Below are 23327 nucleotides of genomic sequence, written 5' to 3' on the forward strand. Positions count from 1 at the left end.
CGCCCCGACCGAAAGGCAAGGCGTTATTTCTTCAATTCGATCTTGATGGTGCCGTCTTCGATGCCTTTGATGGCGTCTTCGGCGGCTTTCTTCACCTCAGGCGACAGTTTATATTGCGGATTGTATTCAATGACCTCGCCACCATTCTTCAAGTTGATGGTGAAGGCCTGACCGCCCAGCGTGCCGTGCTGAATCAAGTCGATCATCTTGGTCAGCACCACCTCCCAGTGGTAAACCTGGTTGGCGACCACGATATTGGGGGCGAGGGAACTCTGGTCGGCCTGGGTGCCGAACCAAAGCACGTTCTTCTCTTTTGCCACACCGATCGCGCCCACCACCATCTGGGCGGTGCCGGTGAGCACATCGGCGCCCGCAGCAATGTGGGTATTGGCGGCTTCGGCGGCCGCGGAAACGTCCGAGAACGAGCCTGTCCAGGTGACGTTGACTTTGATGTCGGGGTTGGTCGCCTTTGCGCCGGCAATGAAGCCTTCCACATAGCGCTGCGCGTCGCCGGTTTCAATCGGCCCAATCACGCCCAGCACGCCGCTCTTGGAAAGTTTCGCCGCCATCACGCCGTTGACATAGCCGCCTTCCTCAGAAGCGGCCTCATAGGCAAACACGTTGGGCATCCCGAAGGTGTCGACCGTAGTGCCCCAGGCGAAACTGGTCTTGGGGAAGTCGGGGGCGATTTCTTGCAGCGAAGAGCCATATTGCGAGCCGTGGGCAATGATGAGGTCATAGCCCTGCGAAGCATAGTCGCGAATGGCAGCCGCCGCGTCGTCCACTTTATACATGCCATCGGAATACACGAACTGCATGGCGTCTTCCCCGCCCATTTGCTTTTGCACTGCCAGCAACGCCTGATACATGCTCTGGCTGAAAGCCAGGTCGTTGATGGAACTGGGCAGCACAACAGCGATACGGAAAGGCTTCTTGGGGGCTTCGGTCTTGGTGGGCGCGGGCGTGGCCTTCCCACAGGCGGCCAGCACAAACGCCGCAACAAGCAAAACAGCCACGAACACATAGAGTTTCTTTCTCATCGGTTCCTCCTTCAAAAGGTGAAAAGCGGACAAAACAGAACCACAGATTACGAACCACAATTACACAGATTTACACAGATTTACACAGATTTTTTCTGCGGAATCTGCGCAATCTGCGGTTTCAACCATCTCATCGGTGCAAATCTGTGTCAATCGGTGGATTTACCCTTCCCGCTCAAACGGTTTGGCAAGCGCCGAGGGGGCACGCACCTTCGAGACCGTCGCCATGAGCACCAAAATCGTGAGCACGTAAGGCATCATGACGGCCAGGTCCGAAGGGATGGGCACACCGAGCACCTGCATCCAGAGTTGCAGCGCGTTGACCATGCTGAAAAGTAGCGAGCCGCCCAGCACACCCAACGGCCGCCAGGCCCCAAAATAAACCAGCGCGACCGCGATGAAGCCCATCCCGCTGGTCATGTTCTGCTGGAAGACGTTGAGCAGCCCGATGGAAAGCGACGCGCCCGCAATGCCCGAAAGCACGCCGCCCTGGATGATGGTGTAATAACGCACCGCGGCGACCCTGATGCCCAGCGAATCGGCCGCCTGCGGATTTTCGCCCACCGAGCGGATTTTCAGCCCAATGGTGGTTTTGTTGAGCACAAACCACGCCAGCGGCACCAGTGCATAGGCAGCATAGACCACCACATTGTGCTGAAAGAGCACCGGCCCCAACACCGGCAGGTCGCTTAGCACGGGAATGTGAACCGAAGGAAAGCCCTGGATAGTCTTCACCGTGCCAACCAGTTTTTGAAAGAGCAAATCGCTCAGCCCCAGGCCAAAGAGGTAAAAACCAATGCCGCTAATGCCCTGCTCGGCCTGGAGGTTGACGGTCACGAAAGCCATCGCCAGCCCCATGAGCGCGCCCACCCCTGCCGCGGCTAACATGCCCAACCACAGGCTGCCCGTGACCAGCGTGACATAGAAGGCAAAAAACGCACCCAGCAGCATCTGGCCTTCCACACCGAGGTTGAGCACGCCGCTCCGCTGGCCGAAAGTTTCGCCAATGGTCGCGTAGAGATACGGCGCTGCCAGACGCACACCGGAAGCCAGAATGCCTATCAGAACCGAAGCGGAGAAGAGTTTGGCTATCATGCGCTTACCTCGTGACCAACGAATAGGGGAACCGCGACAGCGCCGGTCATCCCGGCTTCTCCGGGGCATCCGCGGCTTCCGCGGGGGCTTCCTCGCCCTCGCCAGCAGTTGCGGCCAGGCGGCGGCGCTGGCGGCGGATGCGCCAGATTTCACTGCTCACCACAAACACCACCACCAACCCGTTCAGGGCCGTAATCAACGCAGAAGGCACCTGCGCCACGCGCTGCATCTTGTTCGCCCCGACCAACAACGCCCCAAACAAAATGGAAGCCGGTATCGTGCCGATGGGATGCAAATGGCCGAACAGGGCAGCGACGATGCCGTTGAAGCCCGCGCCGCCGGTAAAGCCCGTGGCCGAGCCGTCGGTAATCATGCGATAGTTCACGCCGTACACCTGAATCACGCCTGCCAGCCCGGCAAACGCGCCGCTCAGCAACAGCGCCAGCACCACATAGCGCTTGACCGGAATGCCGCCGTAGCGCGCCGCATGGGGGTTCTTGCCCACCGCGCGAATGCGGTAGCCCCACACCGTGCGCCAGAGAAAGATATAGACCACGAAAGCCAGCACCAGGGCAATCAGGGCGCCGAGATGCAGGCGGGTGGGGGCCAGCCTCGGCAGACGGTAAGCCATTGCAAGCCGCGCCGTTTGCGGAATTTTGGAAGCCATCGCGGCCTGGGCCGGATCGATCATTGGCCCGCGCAGCAAATAATTCATCAACTGAACCGCAATCGCGTTCATCATCACCGTGCTCAAAATCTCGTTCACGCCGAAATATGCCTTCAGCGCGCCGGCAATGCCGCCCCAAATGGCCCCGCCGACAAAGCCCATCGCCAGCGCAAACGTAATCATCAGCCACCCCGGCCAATGCTGAAAGTGCAAGCCAACCCACGTGCCCAAAATGGCCCCCACAATCATCTGCCCCTCACCACCAATGTTGATCACATTCCCCTGGAAGGCAATACAAATGCCCAACCCCACCAGCAACAGCGGCGTGGCTTTGACCAGCGTTTCGGCAATCGCGTTGGTGCTGCCAAACGCGCCCACCACCAACGCCCAGTAAGCCTCGAGCGGATTGGCCTTGAGGAACAGCAACATCACCGCGCCCACCAACAACGCCAGGAACGTGGCAATGATGGGCAAAGAGAGGTCGAAAAGGGCACCCCAGCGTGAACGCACCGGCAATCCTCCTGAAAACTGGCCTGACCGGATTACCTCACCATGCCTGCACCAGGCTCAAGTGAAGCACCTGATCGTCGAAGTAACTCTGCCCCATCACCAGGGGCGTGCTATCTTTTCCGTAGAACGACATCCGCAAACGGAGCATGGCCGCGCCCAACTCACGCCGCAAGAACGCCACGGCTTCTTGCGGTGCGGGCACAGCATGAATTTCGGTGATGGCAAAAGAAATCTCGCGCCCCGCGAATTCCCGCAGCAGTTGGCGGATGGGGCGTGTGCCATCTACCGCTTCCGGCGGAACCCGAAACAGGGCAAGGGGAAAGACGTTATCGGCAAGAATGACCGGTTTGTCATCGGCCAGGAAAAGCCGCCGGAGAAAAAGCAAACCCGCGCCTGGGCGTAACGCCAGGACGCGGGCCTCTTCTTCGTTCGCGGCACGAATTTCACGCTTCAACAAACGAATGGTTGCCGCAAACCCGCTGCTTTCTATCAGGCAGTTGAAATCCCAAAGGTTGCCGAAATGGGCGCTGCCTTGGCTCAGCCGCTCGTTGACATAGGTGCCATCCCCCTGACGGCGCAGGACCAGGCCGTGAGCAGCCAGTTTGGCGAGCACCGTGCGCACCGTGGCCCGGCTCACACCGAACTCTGCCGCCAACTCACTTTCGGAAGGCATCCGCGCACCGGGCGGATAGACGCCTTCGCGCAGGCGCCTGCGCAAAATGTGCTCGACTTGTGCTGCCAGCGGTTTGGATTGAACCAGCATGAAGGCACACCCAGGTGGCGGAAAAAGCGGGGGAAGCGGTGGGCAATCGTCTGACCTTTCCAACGCTTTTACTTTAGCAGAAGATGAGAAGAAAAGCAAGGGGGTTTTTCCAGAAAGAGAAAATCTGCTTTTCCAAAAGGCCCGATTACCGCGCCCTCTTCCACACGCACCCGCGGTAAAATGGAGCCGTTGCGCCGCATCCGCTCTTTCAAGGAGGTTGCCATGCACGTTCTGCGCATCAACACCCGCACCCAGGAAGCCCGCACTGAGCCCGTGCCGCCCTCGTGGGAACGCCTCGGCGGGCGCGGCCTGATTGCCCGCATTTTGCTCGATGAAGTGCCCCCCCACGCAGAACCCCTCGGGCCCAAAAACGTGCTTATCTGGGCACCGGGGCTGCTGGTGGGGCACATGCTTTCTTCCTGCGACCGCATCTCCATCGGCGGCAAAAGCCCCCTCACTGGCGGCGTGAAGGAAGCCAACGCGGGCGGCTCCACCGGCCTGGCAGTGGCGCGCCTCGGCATCAAGGCGCTGCTGCTGGAAGACCGCCCCGATGACGACCGCTGGTGGGTGATCGTCATTGACGGCGACGGCGTGCGCTTCGAGCCAGCCGACGACCTCGTGGGCCTGGGTGTGTATGCCAGTGCAGAGAAACTTCAAGCCCGCTACGGCAAACAAGCCGCAATTTCCCTTATTGGCCCCGCGGGTGAAATGCTGATGCGTGCCGCGGGCATCCAGAACCTCGACCGCGACGGCATGCCCACCCGCATCAGCGCGCGCGGTGGCCTCGGCGCAGTGATGGGCTCCAAGCACATCAAAGCCATCGTGTTCGACCCGCCCAAGGGCGCCAAACCGCCGCTTGCCGACCCCAAAGCCTTCCGTGAAGCGCAGAAAATCTACAACAAGGCCCTGATGGAACACCCCCAAACCAAGGTCTATCACGACTACGGCACCGCGGCCATGGCTTCCATGACCAGCCACTTCGGCAGCCTGCCCACGCGCGGCTTTTCGGAAGGCTACTTCGAAGGGTGGGAAAAAATCAGCGGCGAGCACCTGCGCGAAGTCCTCATCAAGCGCGGCAAACCCAGCCTGCCCAACCATGCCTGCATGAGCGGCTGCGTGATCCAGTGCTCCAACGTCTATGCCGACGAAGAGGGCAACATCATCACCTCGCCGCTGGAATACGAAACTATCGGTCTGATGGGCTCCAACCTGGGCATTGACGATTTAGACGTCATCGCCCAACTCAACCACGAAGCCAACGACCTGGGGCTGGATACCATCGACACCGGTGCGGCGTTAGGCGTGGCCGGGCGCGCCGGCATTTTGAAATGGGGTGACGGCCAAAAAGCCCTCGAACTGATGGGAGAAATCCGCAAGGGCACGGCCTTGGGGCGGGTGCTGGGCAACGGCGCGGCGCTGGCAGGCAAAGTGCTGGGGGTAGAACAGGTACCGGTGGTCAAAGGCCAGGCCATGCCCGCCTACGAACCGCGCGTCATCAAAGGCACCGGCGTGACCTACGCGACCTGCCCCCAGGGCGCCGACCACACCGCGGGCCTGACCATCCGCGCCAAAGTCGACCACCTCAACCCCGAAGGCCAGGCGAAACTTTCTCGCGGGGTGCAAATCAGCATGGCCGGCTACGACACTTTGGGCGTGTGCATCTTCGCAGGCTTCGGCTTTGCCGCCGCGCCGAAAGACACCATCGCCCGCCTGCTGCGCGCCCGCTACGGTTGGGAGGATGTTGGTGAAGATATCCTCGCCGAGCTGGGCAAGGAAACCATCACCTTAGAGCGGGAATTCAACCGCCGGGCGGGCTTCACGGCAGCCGACGACCGCCTGCCGGAATGGATGACACGAGAACCTGTGCCCCCTACCGGTGCGGTTTTCGATGTGCCTGAAGAAGACCTCGACACCATCTTCGACTGGTAAGCCCTGCGCCCCTGCCGTGTGAAAGCAGGGGCGTTTGCGTTCAGGCCCCCCGAGGGCCCGACAGGTTTTAGTGCATAATCAACCCAGATGTTGGGTTTAGGCTCTTCGGCAATGCCCAGTCGCCTGGCTTAATCTCTCCCTACCCCCGCTACGGCGAGGCCTCGCTTGGCCTTCGACTTCGCTCAGGCCAGGCGCTCGGCTCATCGGGGGATGGGTGAGATCTTGCCACAAAGAGGGCGGATGGCGCCTTCCGTAATGACCAAAATCTTGTTTGAGAATGCATCAGGAAACCCTCAAGTCCTCAATACCAAACAGGCTATACGAAGCCCGGAGGTGCAACCATGACCCACCGCCAAACCAAACCCTGGCTGCTCTGGCTGCTGTGGACGCTGGCCGGCGCGGGCCTTTTGTTCTTCGTGGTGCTGGACGAAGGCACCACAATGCACCCCCTCACCTGGCTGGCCCTGATGCTCGGCATGGCGCCCCTCATCGGCGCCCAACTCGCGCTGGGGGCCCCAAAGGCAGCCGCCGCGGTGCAGACCTGGCTGGACGACCACCCACGAGCCTGGCTGGTAGCCGTGGGGGTGTTGAGTGGCTTCTACCTGCTCACCGGCCTGCTCACTCTGCACTTCGACCCCTACGCCACCGCCATCTTCATCGTCGGGCTGCTGGCCGCGTTTGGCACCCTGCGGGAAATCCAGCACGGGCGGCGCGGGCTGACGTGGGCCGACATCGCAGTCTGGCTGCTGCTGTGGATTCCCTTTGACCTGCGCTGGAATTACGACCTGTGGTTCGGCCCCAAGGGTTTTGCCTACAACTGGTGGGCTGTGCTGCTCACCGTGGTGGCGGTCATTGGATGGTATGGCCTGCGCGGCCTGCCCGACTTTGGCTACCGCCTCACCCCGCGCTGGAAAGATCTCGGCATCGCCCTGGTGGCCACCGCGGTGTTTGCGGTCATCGTCATTCCGCTGGGGCTGGCCATTGATTTCCTTTCCTTCCCGCCTTCGCACACCCCTACCCTGCTGGGCATCGCGGCGCACTTCGTCGGCCTGTTCCTCACCGTGGCGCTGCCTGAGGAAATCTTCTTTCGCGGCATCCTGCTTCACGGCCTCGACCAGATGAGCAACCGCCGCGGATGGACGCTCTTCCTGTCCTCGGTCGCCTTTGGCCTGATGCACTGGAACAACGCCGCCGCGCTGGGCACCAAAGTGGCCTATGTTGCCCTGGCGACCCTCGCGGGCGCCTTCTACGGCTGGGCCTACCGCAAAAGCGAGAACAACCTGCTTGCCGCGGTGCTTTCCCACACCTTCGTGGACTTGCTTTGGAGCGTGTTGTTCAGCTAACTCGCGGCGTGCTGGAAACCGCAGCCTGAAAACATGCGAAGGGAAAGAGACAAACTTGCCGCTCGCGGCTGATCCAACACAGCAGTCCCACCTTCACAATCCCGCCCAAAAGCCGCGCAAAAGGTTGACAAATCGCGCCTTTAGGGTAAAATTTTCCCGCACGCCGAAGTGGCGGAATTGGCAGACGCGCTGCGTTCAGGGCGCAGTGGGCCTTGCGCCCATGTGGGTTCGACTCCCACCTTCGGCATCGCCCACCCTCCCCGGGGTGGGCTTTCCCTTTTTGCGGTATAATGGGGCGGCATTCCGCTCAAATAGAGGTGAGAGATGCAACGAAAAACATGGCTTTTAGGTGCAGCCGTTGCCGGGGGAAGCCTGGTCATTGGCATCGTCGTAGGCGTTTTCCTCATGAAAGTATGGACTCGTCCGTTGGCGCCCAGCCTTCCGACGTTGGTGCCCACGGCCACGCAAGGCGCGCTGCCGACCCAGGCACCGACCCAAGTGCCTACGCAGGCAGCCACAGCCGCGCCTCCTACGGCCACCCCTGCACCCACCAACACCCCAACACCTACCCCCGCACCGATGTGCGGCGGGCCTGCCAGCATGAACATCCTCGCAATCGGCACCAACCGGGGCTTCTATGACCTTGCCGACGTGATCCGCGTCATTCGCGTCGATTTCGTCACGGGCGATGTCTACGTGGTGCCCCTGCCGCGCGACCTGAAAGTCGACCTGCCGCCCAAAATCACCACCTACCCCAGCCCTCAGAAACTCAACGAAGGCTATTTCCTGGGCACGCCGGTCTGGCAATGGGGCGCGCCCCGCAGTGGCGGCGCTGCCTTGCTGGCTCAAACGCTGTCCTATAATTTCGGCATTACGACCGACCATTACGTCGTCGTCAGCGGGAAAGGCTTCCGCGACCTGGTCGACGCCGTGGGCGGGGTGCAGATCTACCTGCCTGCGCCAGTGGTTGACCCCGGTCAGGCCCACGCCAACTTCCCCGCCGGGCCCCAAACCCTCGATGGCTACCACACCTGGCTGCTGGCCCGCATCCGAAAGAACGTCGGTGATCCCGGCCGCATCGAGCGTCAGAACATGATCCTCAAAGCCCTGCTGGATAGGGTAACCAGCCCCGCCATCTTGCCCCGCCTGCCCGAGATGGCAAAACTGTACAGTTCGCTGGTGATGACCGACCTCTCGCCGCAGCAAATTTCCCAACTCATTTGCCTGCTGCAAAAAATGGACAACCCCAAAGCCCATTTCCACTTCTACGCCGTCCCGCGCGATCTGTTGAAAGAGTCGGCCGAAAGCGTTTACGCTGGTCAGGTCAAGAACATCCGAGACGTCTTGCTGTGGGATGAACGCTACAAGCAGTGGCTGCACGACGCCATAGAAGGCAAAATCAAGCCGTAATCCTGCAAGGGCTGACAGCCGTCAGCCCTTTTTTGTCCTTGCGAGGGCACTTCAATGGCAAAATACGGTAAAAGCGTCTTTTGGGTAGCAGCGGTGGTTCTGGCTTTCGTCGCCCTGACCTCCATCGCCCGTCGCGCCACACTGGTACAACGGCTTTCCCGGCAAGTCGCCACAGCCACTGCGATGTATGCACGCGTCGATGCCACCCACGCCTACCTGCAAACTCAGGTTGCCCTTGCCACAGAAGGCGCCAACGCCGACCTCCCCCTGCGGGAAGACGCGGGCATGGCCCGCCCCGGCGACCAGGTCATCATTCCCGTCCCCGTAGGCACGCCGGTGCCTTCCCCCTCGATAGCCACACCGCCACCCACCCCCACCCCGCAACCGCCCCCCTGGAAAGTGTGGTGGCGGCTCTTCTTCGGGCCCTTAGACTAAGCACGAAACCACAACGCCGGAGCCAGAGGAACTTCCTTGGCTCCGGCGCTTTTTACTGCCCGAGAATGGCAATCTTACTGCATTCTCGCCCGCATCTCTCGGTGGGTGAACGCCCGGTACAGCCACTCCACCGCAAACGCAGCCACCAACACCACCACCAGCACCGCCAGCGTCACAGGGGTCGTCGTCCACAGGTAATAAGTCAGCACACCAAAGGACGACAAACACGCCACAATCGCTGCAACAATCACCCACCGCTTTGCACCGGTCTCACGGTACAACCGCAAATGCCCAATGCTGACCGCAGCATAAATCAGCAGGAAAGCCGCACTGCCCATCATGCCAATTTTGTCCAGATTGAACAAATTGGCGAACAAAATCACCAGCGCTGCGGTAATGAACAAACCTTCGGTGGCGCGTCCCCACACCCCGCGCTCGAAAATTTCCGGCAATTCTCCATCTTTAGCAATAGTGTAACTCACATTGGCCCCACCATACAAGGTGGCGTTGATGGCCGAAGCCGTTGCAAACAACGCGGCAAAGGCCACCAGCCGCAAGCCCCACTGCCCCAGGAAAGCCTGCGCTGCCGCGGCCGCCGCGTAGTCGCTCGCTGCCACAATCTTTGGCACGGCCAGGTTCCCCACCACCGCCACACTAACCGCAATATAGAGAAAAATCACAATGCCCACACTCAGGTACAGGGCCTTCGGCAGGGTTTCCTGGGGGTTTTCCATATCTTCCGCCGTATTCGTCACCAGCCCGAAACCCTCGTAAGTCAGAAAAACCACACCAGCCGCGAAGAGCATCTTATTCACATGCGGCCAATGGGCCGGAGAAAGCAACGCCGGCTTCAGGAAAACGAACCCCGCCCCCGCGAACAACAACAGAAAGCCCACGTTCGCTGCCACAATCACCAATTCCGACCGCCCCACAGCCTTCGAGCCAAGAAAGTTGACAGCGGTGAACACCAGGACAATCAGCGTAGCGAAAATATTTTGCCAGTAGCCCGGCAGCCCGGGGAAGAAGGTGCTCAAATAAGCCCCAAACGCGCGCGCATATAGGGCAAGCGCGAAAACGTAGCCTATCCAGAGCAACACATTGAACCCCCCGCTCAAAATGCCATCACCGAAACCCTGAATCAGGAATTCCACCGGGCCGCCTGCCGATGGATAACGCGCCCCCAACTTAGCGTAGGAATAGGCGCTAAAGAGCGCCACCAGCCCCGCCAGAGCAAAGGAGAGGTACACCGCGTTGCCCGCGACGCTCACCGCAGCCCCCAACAGGGAATAGATGCCGCCGCCAACCATGCCGCCAATGCCAATGGCAACCGCCGCGCCCAGGCTCATGGCCTTCCTGTCGCTCGCTTGCTTGCTCATGCACGCCTCCATCCCGAGAATGTGCGCTCACCTCGCGCCACGCTCATCTTACCATAATCTGACATTCAGACAACGCCCTGCGCCATACTGCACGCCAGGCAAGCCCCTCTACGGGAGCGACCGCCACCTCTCTTCCTGAGGCACGGCCACGCCCACACGCGCGATAAAGCCGCCGACGTTGGTATAATCCCCCACGTCGTTCTGCTTTGCCGGCAAAGAGCCTCCCCCGCAGGAGCGCGTATGACTCCGACCTCCACCACCAACCTGACCTTATGGAAAACACTGGCTGCCGCCGAAGCCACCATCGCGCTGGTGTTGCTGGCGCTGCTGCTATGGCGCGGGCGGCGCAAAGCCATGCCTCGACCGCTCCTGCTGGCTTTTGGCGTGTTGGTAGTTTGGGCAGGGCTGCGGCTGGTTTCCCCCCCATTGGGCATATGGCGCTGGCTGCATGGCTTTTGGGTACCGGTAAGCGATCGGGCCCTGTTCACCCTTTTTCTCATCCTCACCGCCTATGCCCTCGTCCGCCCGCTATTCCCTGCCTATCGGCAGGCCGTCTACTGGCTGCTGGGTAGCCACCTGGGCTTCTGGGTACTGCTCACAGCCGCCGCGCTGTACGATTTCAGCCGCGTGTGGCAACCTCGCGCCCGCTTCACTGCCCACTGGAGCAACCTGGTCTTCGGACTTTACCAGGCTGCGCTGCTGCTCACGGTGCTTATGGTGGTAGGCTACGTCTACCGTCACGGACGCGCCCGCTCCCTGGGCTGGGCAGGCGCAGCCTTCGCCATCTGGCTGCTGGCCGACGTCCTGCATCTGGCCGCCGCCATCCGGGGCACCAACATCCCCGAAGGGTTGGGGCTTATTACCCGCGGCGCTGAAATGCTGGCTTTCATCTTCCTCGCCCTGGCCTACTGGCTGCCAGACCCCTCACGGCGTGCCTTTGCCGAGCGCTACTTTGCCGACGCACAGGCGATGGTGCAACGGCTGGAAGCCCAACTGGCCGAAATGGTGGCCGTGCAAGCGCGCCTGGAAGAGCGCCAAAGGCTGGCGCGCGAGTTGCACGACTCGGTAAGCCAGGCGCTTTTCAGCACCGAACTGCAACTGGGCACCGCCGAAATGCTGCTGGAAAACGATCCCCAGGCTGCCCGCGAGCGCTTAGAACAGGCGCGGCGCACCATCCACGAAGCCGCCAACGACCTGCGAGCCCTCATCGCCGACCTGCGCCCTCCTGCGCTTGCCGGGAAAACCCTCACCGAAGCCCTGGCCGATTTCACCCACTCGCTGGAAACCGTCGAAGGCATCCCCGTCGTATTCGAGGCAGATGTCGAAGGGCGCTTGAGTGAAGCAGAAGAAGCCGAACTTTACCGCATTGCCTACGAGGCACTGACCAACGCCGTGCGCCACGGCCAACCTCACCAAATCAACGTCAGTCTCTGGTTGCGCCCACCAGCCTTCCGGCTGGCTATTGCCGACGATGGGCAAGGCTTCGACCCCACCCACACGCCATCGGGCCACTGGGGGCTGGTAGGTATGCGGGAACGCGCCGAGCGGCTGGGGGCTTCGCTCGCCATCGATTCGGCGCCGGGGCGCGGAACCCGGGTAGAAATTGTGCGCGCCTCCCCCGCCGCCGACTTTGCAAGCGTCGCGGCCGCCCCCAACGACCTCACCGCTCGTTCCAACCGTGGATCCTTTGGGAGTACATCGTGATTCGCCTGATCATCGCCGAAGACCACCAGATCGTGCGGGAAGGGCTGCGCCTCTTCCTGAACGCCCAACCCGATATGAAAGTCGTTGCCGAAGCCGAAAACGGCAAACAGGCGCTGGAAGCCGTTCAACGCTACAAGCCCGACGTCCTCTTGCTGGACCTGTTGATGCCCGAAATGGACGGCCTGGCGGTGCTGCGCGCCCTGCCCCAAACCGCCCCCGAAACTCACGTGCTGGTCCTCACCAGCGCCAACGAAGACCGCCTGGTGCTGCCCGCGGTGCGGGCGGGGGCGACCGGCTACGTGCTCAAAAACATCTCCTCGGCCGAACTGGCCGAAGCCGTCCGAAAAGTGGCCCGTGGTGAACCGGTGCTGCACCCCGAAATCACCCGCATGCTGATGCGCGAAGTGCGCCAAGGGCCGGGGGCCGTGGCCGGTGAGGCCTTCACCCAGCGGGAACTGGAAGTGCTTAGCCTGTTAGCCCATCGCCTGACCAACAGGGAAATCGCTGCCGAGTTGGGCGTGAGCGAGACCACCGTAAAAACGCACGTCCGTAACATTCTGCGCAAATTAGGGGTTAGCACACGCGCCGAGGCTGCCCGCTACGCACGCGAACAAGGGCTGGGGTAACCCTGCCACGAACCCTCGCCAGAAAAAGCACAACAAAAAGGGCGGCTCTTGAAGCCGCCCCTTGAGCGTACAGGCAACAATGAGGCCCGGAGGGTTATCCGCCGTTGCCCTGGCCCTGGCCTCGACCCGAAGAGCCTTGTAAAATCTGCTGAAATTCTTCTTCGGTAATGTACTGCGGCGTATAATCGGCGCCCTGCGCCCGCAGGTTGCTCACGAAAGCCCGCATGTGGCTTTCGGAACCCATCTTCAGGTTTTCATACACCTCACGAATATCGGCCTTATCGGTGCGAGCCAAGGCGTCATTGAGGTCCTTGATATCCAGGTCTTCAATCGTCGCGCCCACAGTGAGGGCATCCACCAGGGAAGCCGAGCCTTTGCTCACCAACTGGTCATACAACGCTTGCAGTTTGGGGTCGGTGAACACACCGCGCTGATCCTGGGTCTGCGCTACGGGGTCTTCGATGCCATACGCCGTCAACAGCGTCTTCACGGCATCCATGTGGGTTTGCTCAGCGCTGGCGATGTTTTGGAACACCTGGGTGCCCCACTTGTCGTAAAGGGTCAAATACACATCACGGGCAAGTTTTTCCTCTTCCCGCATGTGGAGCAGGTCGGCCACCTCTTCAGTGGTCAGGCCAGAAGCGGCTGCCGCTGTCACATCCGCCGCGGGCACAGTGGCTTCTGCTGCTTCTGTTGGTGCTTCTGCGGGTTCTGTGGTTGCCACGGGAGATGCAGCCGCCGGGGCCGCCGTGGTCGTCGTCGCTTGGGTCGGCGCACAGGCCGCCGCGCTCAAAGCCAAAACCAATACCCCAATCCAGGGCATCCATTTGCGCAACATTTCGTACCTCCTCATTATGAGAGTTCAATCGGCTATTTTGGATAGCAGCCGCCTGCAACCTGGCTGCCTTCATCGTCGCCCTGAGTGTAGCCGGAAAGCCGCAACCCCGCATCGTCCGTTGGGGAGGAAAAAGGGAGGAAAAAGCCTGCTTGCCTGTGCTCCCCCCACAACGCAGTAAGGTACAATATTCCCAACCTCACCCCAAGGCACACCCATGAAGCCGCCCAACCCCTCCAAACCCCTTCCCGAAGAAATCGACGCCTACCTGCTGGCGCTCCGCTGGGGGATGCTCGTGGCTACGGCCATCATTTACTGGCTGGTGCGCTTCCCGCCCTCGGCTTCCCCCCCGCCCGCCTTTTTGCTCGACCCCCGGCTGGTCTTCATCGCCTTGCTGGCTTACAACGTGCCGGTCTCGCTGTACTGCCTGCGAGAGCGCCCCATCGCCGCGGGACGCCCCTGGCTGCTGCTCCTCAGCGATACCGTCATCTCTTTGGGCCTGGTCGGCCTGACGGGCGGCCACCTGAGCGCCTTCTTTCTCATTTTCCTGATTGCCATCATCGAAGCCGCGCTGGCCTTCCGCTGGCAGACCGCGCTGGTGCTCATCGTGCTTTTGGATACGCTCCAATTGCTGATTTTCTCTTTCCTCGGCCCGCAGGTCCATGCCATCATCATCATCAACCGCTTCGTGGCATTCCTGGTCTTTGGCATTTCGGCCATCCTGTTTGGGGAAGGCACCCGCCGCGAAGAAGCCGAGCGCCAGGAGGCCCTGGCAGCCGCAGAACGGGAACGCACCCTCAACGAAATCTTCTTCGAACTCGGCAAAAGCGGCATGAACCCCGAAAAAGTTTTCCAGGTGCTGCTGGAAAGCACCCACCGGCTCCTCAACGCTGCCTGCGCGCTGATTGCCCTTGAAGTGGAAGACGGCACCCTGCGGGTCGCGGCGTCCACCTCGCCCCATCATCCCCCCGGCAAAGCCCTCGCCGCGGTCCCCTGGCCCACCTACGACGAGCCGCTGGTGGTCACCCGACGCAACGACCCGGCCTGGCCTTCCTTCATCCGCCAAAGCGACGTCCGGCAACTGCTCGCCGTGCCCCTGCGCTCGGCCACCCAAAAGCCCCTCGGCTGGCTCATGGTCGGGATGAACCGCGCCTTCCCCCTCGCCGCCGCTGACCGCAACCTGCTCAAAACCCTCGGCCTGGAAGCCGGTTTGGCCCTGCACAACGCCCAACTTTACCGCCGAGAAGAAGAACACGTGCGCGAACTGGAACATTTCAGCGAAATGCGGGCCAACTTCTTTTCTGCCCTGGGGCACGAACTCAAAACCCCCCTCACCGCGCTCAAAACCCTGGGGCCTTCGCTGGAGCGCCTTCCCGACCTGCCGCCCGAAACCCGCGCCGAAATCACCGAAAGCATTCAAATCAACCTGGAACGCCTGGACGGGTTGATCAACGAACTGTTTGAGAGCCTGCGGCTGGAAGCCAACATGGTCGCGCTCCACCCCACCTCGCTGGATGTACGTGCCCGCATCCAACACAACCTCGCCGCGCTGCGCCCGGTGCTGGAACAAAAGAAGTTGCAGGTGGAAACAGACCTGGCCCCCGACCTGCCGCGCGCCCAGGCCGACCCGCGGCGCTTTGACCAGATTTTGGGTAACCTGCTGCACAACGCGGTCAAGTTTTCCCCCGAGGGCGGGGTCATTCGGGTTGATGCGGCACCCGAGGCCAACAGCGTACGCATTTGCGTGGAAGACGCCGGCCCCGGCATTCCCCCTGAAGAACGGGAGCGGATTTTCGACAAATTCGCCGTAGTTTCCCAACGCAAAGCCATGGCGGGCGTGGGGCTGGGGTTGTTCATCAGCCGCGAACTGGTGCGGCTGCACGGCGGCACCATCTGGGTTGAAGACGCCTCCTTAGGCGGCAGCCGCTTCTGCTTCACCCTTCCCCTGGCAACCAAAGACACCCGCGAGCCACCACCATCCCCTTCCTCTGGAGACAGGCATGGAAAAAGCCACCAAGCGCATCCTGGTCATTGACGACGAGCCGGAAATCCGCCGCGCCGTGCGGCTGACCATCACGCTGCAGGAACCCACCTGGGAAGTCGTCGAAGCCCCCTCCGGCCGCGCCGGTTTGGCCCGCCTGAGCGAAGAAGACTTCGACCTGGTGCTGCTGGATTTGATGATGCCCGAAATGTCCGGCTACGAAGTGCTGGAACAAATCCGCCTGTTCAGCGACGTGCCGGTCATCATCCTCACCGTGCGCGACGATGAACTGGATAAAGTCCACGGGCTGGAACTCGGCGCGGACGATTACATCGTCAAGCCCTTTGGGCACCTGGAGCTGCTGGCGCGCATCCGCTCGCTCTTCCGCCGCATCGAAGGCACCACTCAGGCTTACGAAAAGCCCTTCGTTTCCGGCGATCTGCGGATTGACTACAACACCCGCACCGTCACCCTCAAAGGGAAACCGGTTTCCCTCACCCGCACCGAATACCGCCTGCTGGAAATCCTGGCACGCAACGCGGGCAAAATCGTGCCTACGCGCACGCTTACGGCCAAAATTTGGGGGCCGCTGGCTGAAGACAACCCCGAATACCTCAAGGTTTACATTCACCGCCTGCGCGCCAAACTGGGCGACGACCCGCGCTCCCCGCTTTACCTGCACACCGAGCGCGGCGTGGGCTATTGGCTGACACCCCCCGCCCGGCCGCAGAAGTCAAAGGAATGAGCCCTGCCGACGTAAAAAGCCCCTCCCCACCCGGCCGAAGGGTGAGGAGGGGTTGTGCCACGGCTGGCACAAGGAGGGAGAGGCGAGGGGTCTCTATCCCTTTGCGGTCTGGGCTGCCCACACACCCAGCACCAGCACGATGATGCCCACGATGATGTCGTTCCACATGGCGGCAGCGACGCCCGAGTAAGCCAGGATGAAGGGGGCAATCACCAGCCACAACCCCAGCACGGCGTTGACCCAACTGAGCGCCTTCACCGTGCCCACTTCATTGGCCAGCCCGGCCCACGCCCCCAAAACCACCAGCACAATGCCGATGATGATGGCATCCCACATGGCGGTTTTGGTCTGCGAGTAAGAGAGGATAAACGGCGCCAGCAACTCCCACACGCCACCAACGGCAATGATCCAGTTGAGCGTCTTCGCGGTCTTCATCATCCACCTCCGTAGGGATTGGTTTGGCGAGAACAGGCTTTCGTTCAACACTTGCATTGTGCCACCGGGAGGTGAACAGACGCGTGGTGAAAGGTAAAAAGAAGGTTACAAAAACGCCCTTTTGAATCTTCCGGCGACCCCTTGCCCGTAAAACACATCAGCAGAGGAACGGCTATACGAAACACCCCTTTAGAAAAAGGCTATACGAAATCCACCCCCAGCCACCCTGCCAAAGCCAGCATGGCCTGGCGCCCTGCTTTCCCGAAGACCTGCCAGCGCGGCTCCACCGCCATCACGGCTTCCGGCCCGTATTCCAGATGCCGCGCCAGTAGCGCCCGGATTTGTTCTTTGGGTAGCCGGGCAAGGGCATCAAAGGCGCCGCCGGGCAAGCCACCCTGCCGGATTTTGTGTACGGCAAAACCTAACGGCGCTTCCAGCCTGGTGTCATGCGCGGCCACATAGAGCAGCCAGGCCACCCCGTGCCAGGCAGGAAAGCGCAGCAGGGCTTTCTGCACGGCTGGGGCAAGGTTTTGCCAGGCCGGTAAATCTTCCCAGCGCCACGCGGTAGAGATTTCCCCACCCGCCTGCGCAGGTGGGTGCTCTTTTGGTTGCCCGGAGGTTGCCTGAGGGTGATTAAGGTTAACGTGAGGGAAAGTTTTGGCGCTTTCCGCGGGAAGGTTTTGGCCGCGCGGGAGGAAAGTTTTGGCAGAGCCGGAGGAAACCTTTGGCGTTTCCGGGGGAAATTTTTGGCCTTCTGGCGAGGATTGTTGAGGAACACCGGGGGAAATTTCTGGCAATTCGGCCAGGGCTTCCAGGGCGCGGCGGCGAATTTCCGGCGGAGCCTCGACGTTGGTCAGCGTATGAAGGGCTTCTTCGGCCACAGTCGTGTCTTTGTGGCGGCAGGCTTCCTGCAGGCGATGCAAGGGGGTGAAATCGCCCTGCTGGGCGCAGGCGGCCAGGGCTTGCAGCGCGAGGCGATGAGCCGCTTCGTCGGCGGGTGTGAGCGGCAGCACGGTCTGCACCGCGAGCGTGAAGGTGTTTCCCCGCCCGGGTGGTCGGCGCAGGAAGGCCGCGGGCGGTATGCTTTCCCCTTCTGGCGGCGCAGCGGCCGGCGTGTCGAGGGCTGCCACGGGGATCAAATCACGCCCATAGCGGGCTTTTTTCAGGCCCAGCCAGCCTGCCACGCGGCGGGCTGTGGCTTCCAGCGTGCGGAAGCCGTTGCCTGCCGCGCGGCCTTCGCGCTCGGCGCGGTGGCGGGCGACCAGGTAAAGCCAGGCTACGGTGTGCCCCAGCGCCGGCAGGTGATGCTCGATGAAATACCAGGGGATGAAGAGTTTGCCTTCGGCTTCGATGAGTGAAGTTTCCAGAAGTTCGCCCATGCCGAGTGCTTTGGCCAGGGTGGCTTGAGGCAGCGCCAGAGGGCGCAAACGCTCGCTGAGCGCGGCGCGCAGGGAGGGCGGTTGCGCAGGCGGCGCGGGGGGCGGGCTGGGCAGGGGCGCCAGCAAATTTTGGGGAGGCTGTTGCAGCGCCGCGGCCAGCGCTGCGATGGGGTCTTCTTTCAGATTGTGGGCTTCCAGGAACGCTAACACGCTTTCCAGGTCGTGGGGCGTGAGGGGCATATCGGTGGTGAAGATGTAGCGGTTGGGCGCTTGCCGGTGGGCGTCGAGATGGCGGTCTCGCTCCACCTGCACAAGGGGGGCGAGCAGCCCCTGGTTGAGGATGTTGTTGATGGTGCGCTTGGTGAGGTGGCTCCAGCGGGCGAGGGTGTGGCGTGGTACTTCCAGCGCCTGGCCGGGGCGGATGGGCTGACCGGGGCCATAAGGATGGCGATTGGCGAGGAAGTGGGTTTGCCGGAGGGCAACGTAGAGCCAGGCAGCCCGACTGCCGAGGTAAGGCAACCAGCGCAGGAAGTAGCCGGGCAGGAAGACGATGCGGCGAGGTCGCTGGAAGGCGTCGCGCAGGCGCAGGCTGACAGCGCGCAGGTCGACGGATGCAGGCATGGGTGTCGGGGGTGGTGACGGCTCGTTGGCTTGGGCTTGCGGAACAGTTGTTCCGGAAGGCTGTGGGTTTTCAGAAGGTGGGGTTGTATCGAGGGGTGGGGTTGTATCGGGCGCGGCCACGACGAAAACCACCTGAACAGGCGCGCCGAGCAAGCCGCGCAGTTGATTTTCCAGCGTGGTGCGCAGGCGGTCGGCCAGCCAATCTCGGGCATAGGCGTTGGCGACGCCCACGGTCAGCACTTGCCCATCGTAGTTCAAGGGGCGCGCGTCGCGCAACCAGGCGTCGAAATCGGCCCGGTTGAGGGTGTAACGCAGCTGGCCGAGCACTTGCTGCCAGGCTTGCTGTGCTTGCGAAAGGAGGGACGACATTGCGCGCACCTGAATGGATTCCCCCGATCGGTATGGGTGCGCAGGCGGGTATCGGGAATGCGCCAGCCGGAAGCCCTGAGGGCGTCCGGTGCCACGAGGGGAGCCTGGTTGTAAGGGGAGGCGGTCCGGCAGGGGGCTTTCCCTTCCACGGGAATGTGCCACACCTTTCCGGCCCTCTCAACCTTGACAAGGCGGCCAAAACCCCTATAATTGGCGTTGCCCGAAAAATTTCTGCCCGCCTGCGCCCACGGTTGCCCGACCGGGGCGCTTGGCTTTTAAGCCCTTACCCGTGTCCCTGTTCGGCTTTGGCCGCGCGTGCGGCAAAGCGCCGGGCATGGGTTGGGCTTCAGCATGGAAGGCCGATTCTCCTTGCGGAACAATTGTTCCTCAAGGCTGCCCGACCATCCACGGCTCGACGGTGGTGCCGCCGCCTTCCAGCAGCGCCTCAAGGGCCAGGCGGCTGAGTTCCAGCGTCTCCCGTGGATTGCCTTGCGAAAGCATGTAGAGGCGCTCTAACGCCTCGGGGGTGAATAGCGATCCCATCACCCGGCCGGCGCGCCGCGTGATTTCTTCGATCACGAAAACCAGCGTGTCATAGTCCCACGGCGTCAGCAGGTAACGGGCTGCGCCCTGGATGCCCCGGCTATCCCACGGATGGTTGAAGACGGCATAGCCGGTAAGCACGACGGTTGTGGCCTGCGCGAGGTCGGCAATGAGTTGTGCCATGCCCGAGTTCAGGCGTTGCTGCCCCAGGTCGATCACAATGCCGGCGTATTGATTCTGCAGGAAGGCCTCTAAGCGAGCGCGGCGCAGTTTTTCTTCCTTGACCCGCGGCAGCCCTAAACTGTCGTTGACCAGCTTGAGTAGCCGGTTGGCTGTGCGCGGGGCAACGGCTAAGGCCAGGGGCGAGGGCAACCGTCCCCCCGCCAGAAAGCGGGCAAATGCCGATTTGCCGCTCCCCGGCTCGCCATCGATCAGCACCAGGCCTTTCTCCTGGCTGAACCATCGCTGCCGGATTTCTTGATAAACGCGGGCCAGTTGAGGCACGGGCACGAAATAACGCCCGTCCTCGAAGGTCTCAAAGGGGTTTTCCAGCAGACGGAGCATCTGCAGGCGCAGCGCACGCTGCACAGCCGGGTTCTCTGGGGAAGTTGCCATGGTCACCTCGTGACCTCATTATACACCCTTTTGGCGGAATGTGCATAACGGGATTTGAATATGCTCATTTTGTTCAAAATGGCGCCTTGTTGGTGCGGTTTTGTGAAACGCACTTGCTTTTTTGCTTTGGGGGTGATAAGATATAAGCGGCGGGGAGCCTATGCTGGCGGTGCGAGGGGGCAGCGGGTTGGCTTCCCCAAAGCGCGTGTTCGCGTGAACGAAGGAGCATTCTATGATTCTGGCGGTTTCGGCCCTCAAAGGGGGGCCAGGCAAGACCACCTTCGCAGTCAATGTGGCGGCAGGGTTGGCGCTCCGCATCAGCAAGCGCACCCCCCGCCCGCGGGTCCTGCTGGTGGATCTGGACCCGCAGGCGCACGCCGCGTATTGGGCGTTGGGGAAATCGCGCGGCGACCCCATCCCTGTGGGTGAAGAGGACCTCTCCACCCATCTGCTGGGCACCGCCCACGGTTCGCCGCTGGACATCATTCACCCGGCGGCCTTCCCCGCTTCGGCCAATATGGATGTGGTGCTGGTGCGCCCTCAGGCTATGGCCCAGGCTGAGCGGGTGTTGACGTCGGACCTGGCCGAGGGTATTTACGCCCTGGAGGAGTATCTGGAGCCGTTACGGAGCGCCTATGCGGTGATTGTAGTTGACACGCCGCCTTCGGCGGGGGCGATGACGCTGAACGCGCTGGTGGCTGCGGATGCCGTGCTCATTCCCATGGAACTGACCAAAATGGGGGTCGATGGCCTGCGCGAAACGCTGGCTGTGGTGGAAAAAATCCGCCGCCGTCACAACCCCCAAATGCGCATTGTGGGCATTGCCCCCAACCGCTGCGATTTCCGCCGTAGTGAGACGAATGATATTTACCGCTTCATGCGCCAGCAATACAAGGACCTGGTGCTGCTTCCGGTGGCCGAGCGGGCGCAAATTGCTTATGCCTCTTCACTGCGCAAAGATATTTTTTCGCACCTTGGCTCGACCCAGGACCAGGCGGTGGTGGAAATGGGGCGGGTGGTCGATGCCGTAGTGCAGAGGTTGGGACTCCGGTAGCCCTTGCGGAACAGTTGTTCCATAAGCCGCGTGTTGCCCAAACGGGCGCTTTCTCTTGGGAGTGCGTATGTCTCGGAAACGCAAGCCTCAGTGGACGGCCGATGACTTTCAACCGACCGCCGACACCCAATACGACGACCTGCTGCAAACCCCCGCGGTGCCCACCGGCGGGCGGCAGGCCCGCAAGCGGGTCACGCGGGTGCTGGTTAGCCAGATTTTGCCCGACCCTTACCAGCCGCGCCCTTTGTTGCCGCCGGAAATCAAGCAAGATTTCTTTGCTGGGCAACTGAACTGCTTCGAGGCCGCGCGTGCCTGGCTGACGCTGGCCGAGCAGGAGCCTGCCGAGGCCGAGCGCGTTCAGGCTCTGCTGCACATGGGGGCGACTTTCAGCGAACACGGCCAGATCAAGCCCGTTACTGGCTACTGGGATGCGCAAAGCCGGCGCTTCATTCTGGAAACCGGGGAACGGCGTTTCTGGGCAGCGGTGTTACAGGCGGTGCAGCAAGAGAGCGCCGAAGAGCCCCAACTGGAAGCCCTGGTCGTCGAAAAGCCTTCCCGCGCCCGGCAGGTGTTGGAAAACATCACCGCTGAACCGCCCAGCGCGGTGATGCGCGCCCGGGAGATCGCAGCCCTGGTGTTGGAGCAAATGGATGTCTTGCCGGAGACCGGCGAAAGCGATTTCGCTTACTACCGACGCGCTGCTGAGATCAAGCGCCTGCCTTCGGCGGTGGTGCGCCATGTGGAAGATTTGTTGGGCATGAGCCGCCGCTACATTCGCTACTACTTGCAAATTCTCCATTTGCCCGACCACCTGCTGTTGCTGGCCGACCGCTACCGCCTGAGCGAAGGCGCGCTACGCGAGGTGCTCAAAGGCGCGCCGGAGACCTGGGAAGAAAGCATTACGGCGCTGATTGCGGGTCTGGGTGATCCGCGGGAAGCCGCTGCGCCGGTGGCCGAAAAGCCGTCCCCTGCCAGGGGCAAGCCCCGCCCCAAGCGGGCGCAACTCGACCCCCGCATTTCCATTGCGCGCCGCATGCGCACGCCGGTGCGCTCGTTGTTGCGGCTGGAAGCCGACGACGTTCCCCGGGTGGCCGAGCACTTCGCGGCTGAGTTGGGTGATCCTGCGATGGTGCAGCAGGCTGCCGATGCGCTGGCTGCCCTGGCCGAGCGGCTGCGCGCCCTGGCGCAGGAAGGAGAAAGCGGCAAATCGCGCCGCCGTAAACGGTAGCCGCTGCTGTGATGGAAGCGCCGACATACCGGCCTGGGATACGCCTCCCGGGCCGGTCTTCTTGTTAGAGGAACTTGAGTTTCGGATAGTGTCTCTGGTAGCGTTTCGTGCTGAGCGGAGCAACCCACGGGAGCGAAATCGAAGTGCCTGCACTGAGCCATGCCGCAGTGCCTGCACTGAGCCGCGTCGAAGTGCGAAACGCGGCCAACAGCGCGTTTCGACGATGATTGCTTCGCGATTTCCGCTCAACGCGCTTATCCGCAACTCAGGTTGGGTGAGGATGATGGGGCTGCGGAACAATTGTTCCGTAGGTTGACATCCGGGGGAAATTTTTGGCCGGTTGCTGGGGGAAATTTTTGGCAGACGCCGTGCGGGAGAATGCCGCTGCGGAAAGCGCCATGGAAGTGGGGGGGCGCGGTCCTTCCGCCGGTGCAAGGTGTGGGGACGCGGGAAGCGCAGAGACAAGGCGGCGAGCCCCCTTCAACAAGGCTTAGACTCTATCCGAAAAATCGGAAAGGAGTTGAAAAAGAAGGCGTAACCTGCTAAAAAGGGTGTCCCAAAACCACTTTAGCGAGGTTACGCCATGCGCAGAAATCCTAACACAAAACCAGCCAGCCCGGACTA

The 23327-nt window shown here is 61.9% G+C and carries 19 protein-coding genes and 1 tRNA gene; 11 read left to right on the plus strand and 9 right to left on the minus strand.

The genetic code is table 11. The features are described 5' to 3' along the window. Nucleotides 1-23 precede the first annotated feature (23 nt). The 4 genes from ENJ54_01465 to ENJ54_01480 form a co-directional block, all read right to left on the minus strand. On the minus strand, nucleotides 24-1040 hold the full coding sequence (locus ENJ54_01465) for a BMP family ABC transporter substrate-binding protein (GenBank protein HFC08512.1): 1017 nt from the start codon (nucleotides 1038-1040) through the stop codon (nucleotides 24-26). A gap of 162 nt (nucleotides 1041-1202) precedes the next feature. Beyond that, nucleotides 1203-2132 (minus strand): ABC transporter permease, encoded by a 930-nt coding sequence (locus ENJ54_01470; protein HFC08513.1) that lies wholly within the window; start codon nucleotides 2130-2132, stop codon nucleotides 1203-1205. Between the two features lie 49 nt (nucleotides 2133-2181). Beyond that, the gene (locus ENJ54_01475; GenBank protein ID HFC08514.1) at nucleotides 2182-3231 is read right to left on the minus strand and encodes an ABC transporter permease; all 1050 of its coding nucleotides are present in this window, start codon (nucleotides 3229-3231) and stop codon (nucleotides 2182-2184) included. 118 nt (nucleotides 3232-3349) lie between these two features. Next, entirely contained in the window at nucleotides 3350-4075 is a 726-nt protein-coding gene (locus ENJ54_01480; protein HFC08515.1) for a GntR family transcriptional regulator, read from the minus strand. A gap of 222 nt (nucleotides 4076-4297) precedes the next feature. Between ENJ54_01480 and ENJ54_01485 the strand changes: the two genes are divergently transcribed. The 5 genes from ENJ54_01485 to ENJ54_01505 all read left to right on the plus strand — a co-directional run bounded on the left by ENJ54_01485 (nucleotide 4298) and on the right by ENJ54_01505 (nucleotide 9192). Further along, nucleotides 4298-6004: an aldehyde ferredoxin oxidoreductase gene (locus ENJ54_01485; protein HFC08516.1), complete on the plus strand. Its 1707-nt coding sequence runs from the start codon at nucleotides 4298-4300 to the stop codon at nucleotides 6002-6004. 341 nt (nucleotides 6005-6345) lie between these two features. After that, a complete protein-coding gene (locus ENJ54_01490) occupies nucleotides 6346-7347 on the plus strand; it encodes a CPBP family intramembrane metalloprotease (GenBank protein ID HFC08517.1) in 1002 nt (333 codons plus the stop codon). A 162-nt stretch (nucleotides 7348-7509) separates the two neighbouring features. Further along, nucleotides 7510-7594 (plus strand) — tRNA-Leu (locus tag ENJ54_01495). A 77-nt stretch (nucleotides 7595-7671) separates the two neighbouring features. Then, nucleotides 7672-8757, plus strand: a complete 1086-nt coding sequence (locus tag ENJ54_01500; GenBank protein ID HFC08518.1) for a hypothetical protein — start codon at nucleotides 7672-7674, stop codon at nucleotides 8755-8757. A 54-nt stretch (nucleotides 8758-8811) separates the two neighbouring features. Continuing rightward, nucleotides 8812-9192 carry a hypothetical protein gene (locus ENJ54_01505; protein HFC08519.1) on the plus strand — a complete coding sequence of 127 codons (381 nt, stop codon included), beginning with the start codon at nucleotides 8812-8814 and terminating at the stop codon, nucleotides 9190-9192. A gap of 74 nt (nucleotides 9193-9266) precedes the next feature. Here ENJ54_01505 and ENJ54_01510 read toward each other — a convergent pair whose 3' ends face one another. Continuing rightward, nucleotides 9267-10568 carry an amino acid permease gene (locus ENJ54_01510; protein ID HFC08520.1) on the minus strand — a complete coding sequence of 434 codons (1302 nt, stop codon included), beginning with the start codon at nucleotides 10566-10568 and terminating at the stop codon, nucleotides 9267-9269. A 240-nt stretch (nucleotides 10569-10808) separates the two neighbouring features. On the opposite strand from ENJ54_01510, the gene ENJ54_01515 reads away from it, so the two are divergent. Next, nucleotides 10809-12272 carry a sensor histidine kinase gene (locus tag ENJ54_01515; protein HFC08521.1) on the plus strand — a complete coding sequence of 488 codons (1464 nt, stop codon included), beginning with the start codon at nucleotides 10809-10811 and terminating at the stop codon, nucleotides 12270-12272. Further along, nucleotides 12266-12898: a response regulator transcription factor gene (locus ENJ54_01520; GenBank protein ID HFC08522.1), complete on the plus strand. Its 633-nt coding sequence runs from the start codon at nucleotides 12266-12268 to the stop codon at nucleotides 12896-12898. The genes ENJ54_01515 and ENJ54_01520 overlap by 7 nt, the downstream gene beginning before the upstream one ends. 94 nt (nucleotides 12899-12992) lie before the next feature. Here the strand turns inward: ENJ54_01520 and ENJ54_01525 are convergent, their stop codons facing one another. After that, nucleotides 12993-13721: a DUF2202 domain-containing protein gene (locus ENJ54_01525; GenBank protein ID HFC08523.1), complete on the minus strand. Its 729-nt coding sequence runs from the start codon at nucleotides 13719-13721 to the stop codon at nucleotides 12993-12995. Between the two features lie 229 nt (nucleotides 13722-13950). Between ENJ54_01525 and ENJ54_01530 the strand changes: the two genes are divergently transcribed. Together ENJ54_01530 and ENJ54_01535 are read left to right on the plus strand one after the other, a co-directional pair. Then, a complete protein-coding gene (locus ENJ54_01530) occupies nucleotides 13951-15768 on the plus strand; it encodes a GAF domain-containing protein (protein ID HFC08524.1) in 1818 nt (605 codons plus the stop codon). Further along, complete coding sequence (locus tag ENJ54_01535) at nucleotides 15734-16459, plus strand: response regulator transcription factor (protein HFC08525.1); 726 nt, start codon at nucleotides 15734-15736, stop codon at nucleotides 16457-16459. Before ENJ54_01530 ends, ENJ54_01535 begins: the two co-directional genes overlap by 35 nt. Nucleotides 16460-16552: 93 nt before the next feature. Here the strand turns inward: ENJ54_01535 and ENJ54_01540 are convergent, their stop codons facing one another. From ENJ54_01540 to ENJ54_01550, 3 genes are all read right to left on the minus strand, one after another. Next, nucleotides 16553-16951, minus strand: a complete 399-nt coding sequence (locus ENJ54_01540) for a hypothetical protein (protein HFC08526.1) — start codon at nucleotides 16949-16951, stop codon at nucleotides 16553-16555. Between the two features lie 143 nt (nucleotides 16952-17094). After that, nucleotides 17095-19263 carry a hypothetical protein gene (locus ENJ54_01545; protein HFC08527.1) on the minus strand — a complete coding sequence of 723 codons (2169 nt, stop codon included), beginning with the start codon at nucleotides 19261-19263 and terminating at the stop codon, nucleotides 17095-17097. Nucleotides 19264-19650: 387 nt separating this feature from the next. Next, on the minus strand, nucleotides 19651-20421 hold the full coding sequence (locus tag ENJ54_01550) for a hypothetical protein (protein ID HFC08528.1): 771 nt from the start codon (nucleotides 20419-20421) through the stop codon (nucleotides 19651-19653). A gap of 232 nt (nucleotides 20422-20653) precedes the next feature. On the opposite strand from ENJ54_01550, the gene ENJ54_01555 reads away from it, so the two are divergent. Beyond that, nucleotides 20654-21475, plus strand: coding sequence for a ParA family protein (locus ENJ54_01555; protein HFC08529.1), 822 nt, complete (start codon nucleotides 20654-20656; stop codon nucleotides 21473-21475). 67 nt (nucleotides 21476-21542) lie between these two features. Beyond that, complete coding sequence (locus ENJ54_01560; GenBank protein HFC08530.1) at nucleotides 21543-22703, plus strand: hypothetical protein; 1161 nt, start codon at nucleotides 21543-21545, stop codon at nucleotides 22701-22703. Nucleotides 22704-23327: the final 624 nt, after the last annotated feature.

The organism is Chloroflexota bacterium (genome assembly GCA_011322445.1).
In the GTDB taxonomy this organism is placed as follows: Bacteria; Chloroflexota; Anaerolineae; order Anaerolineales; family DRMV01; genus DRMV01.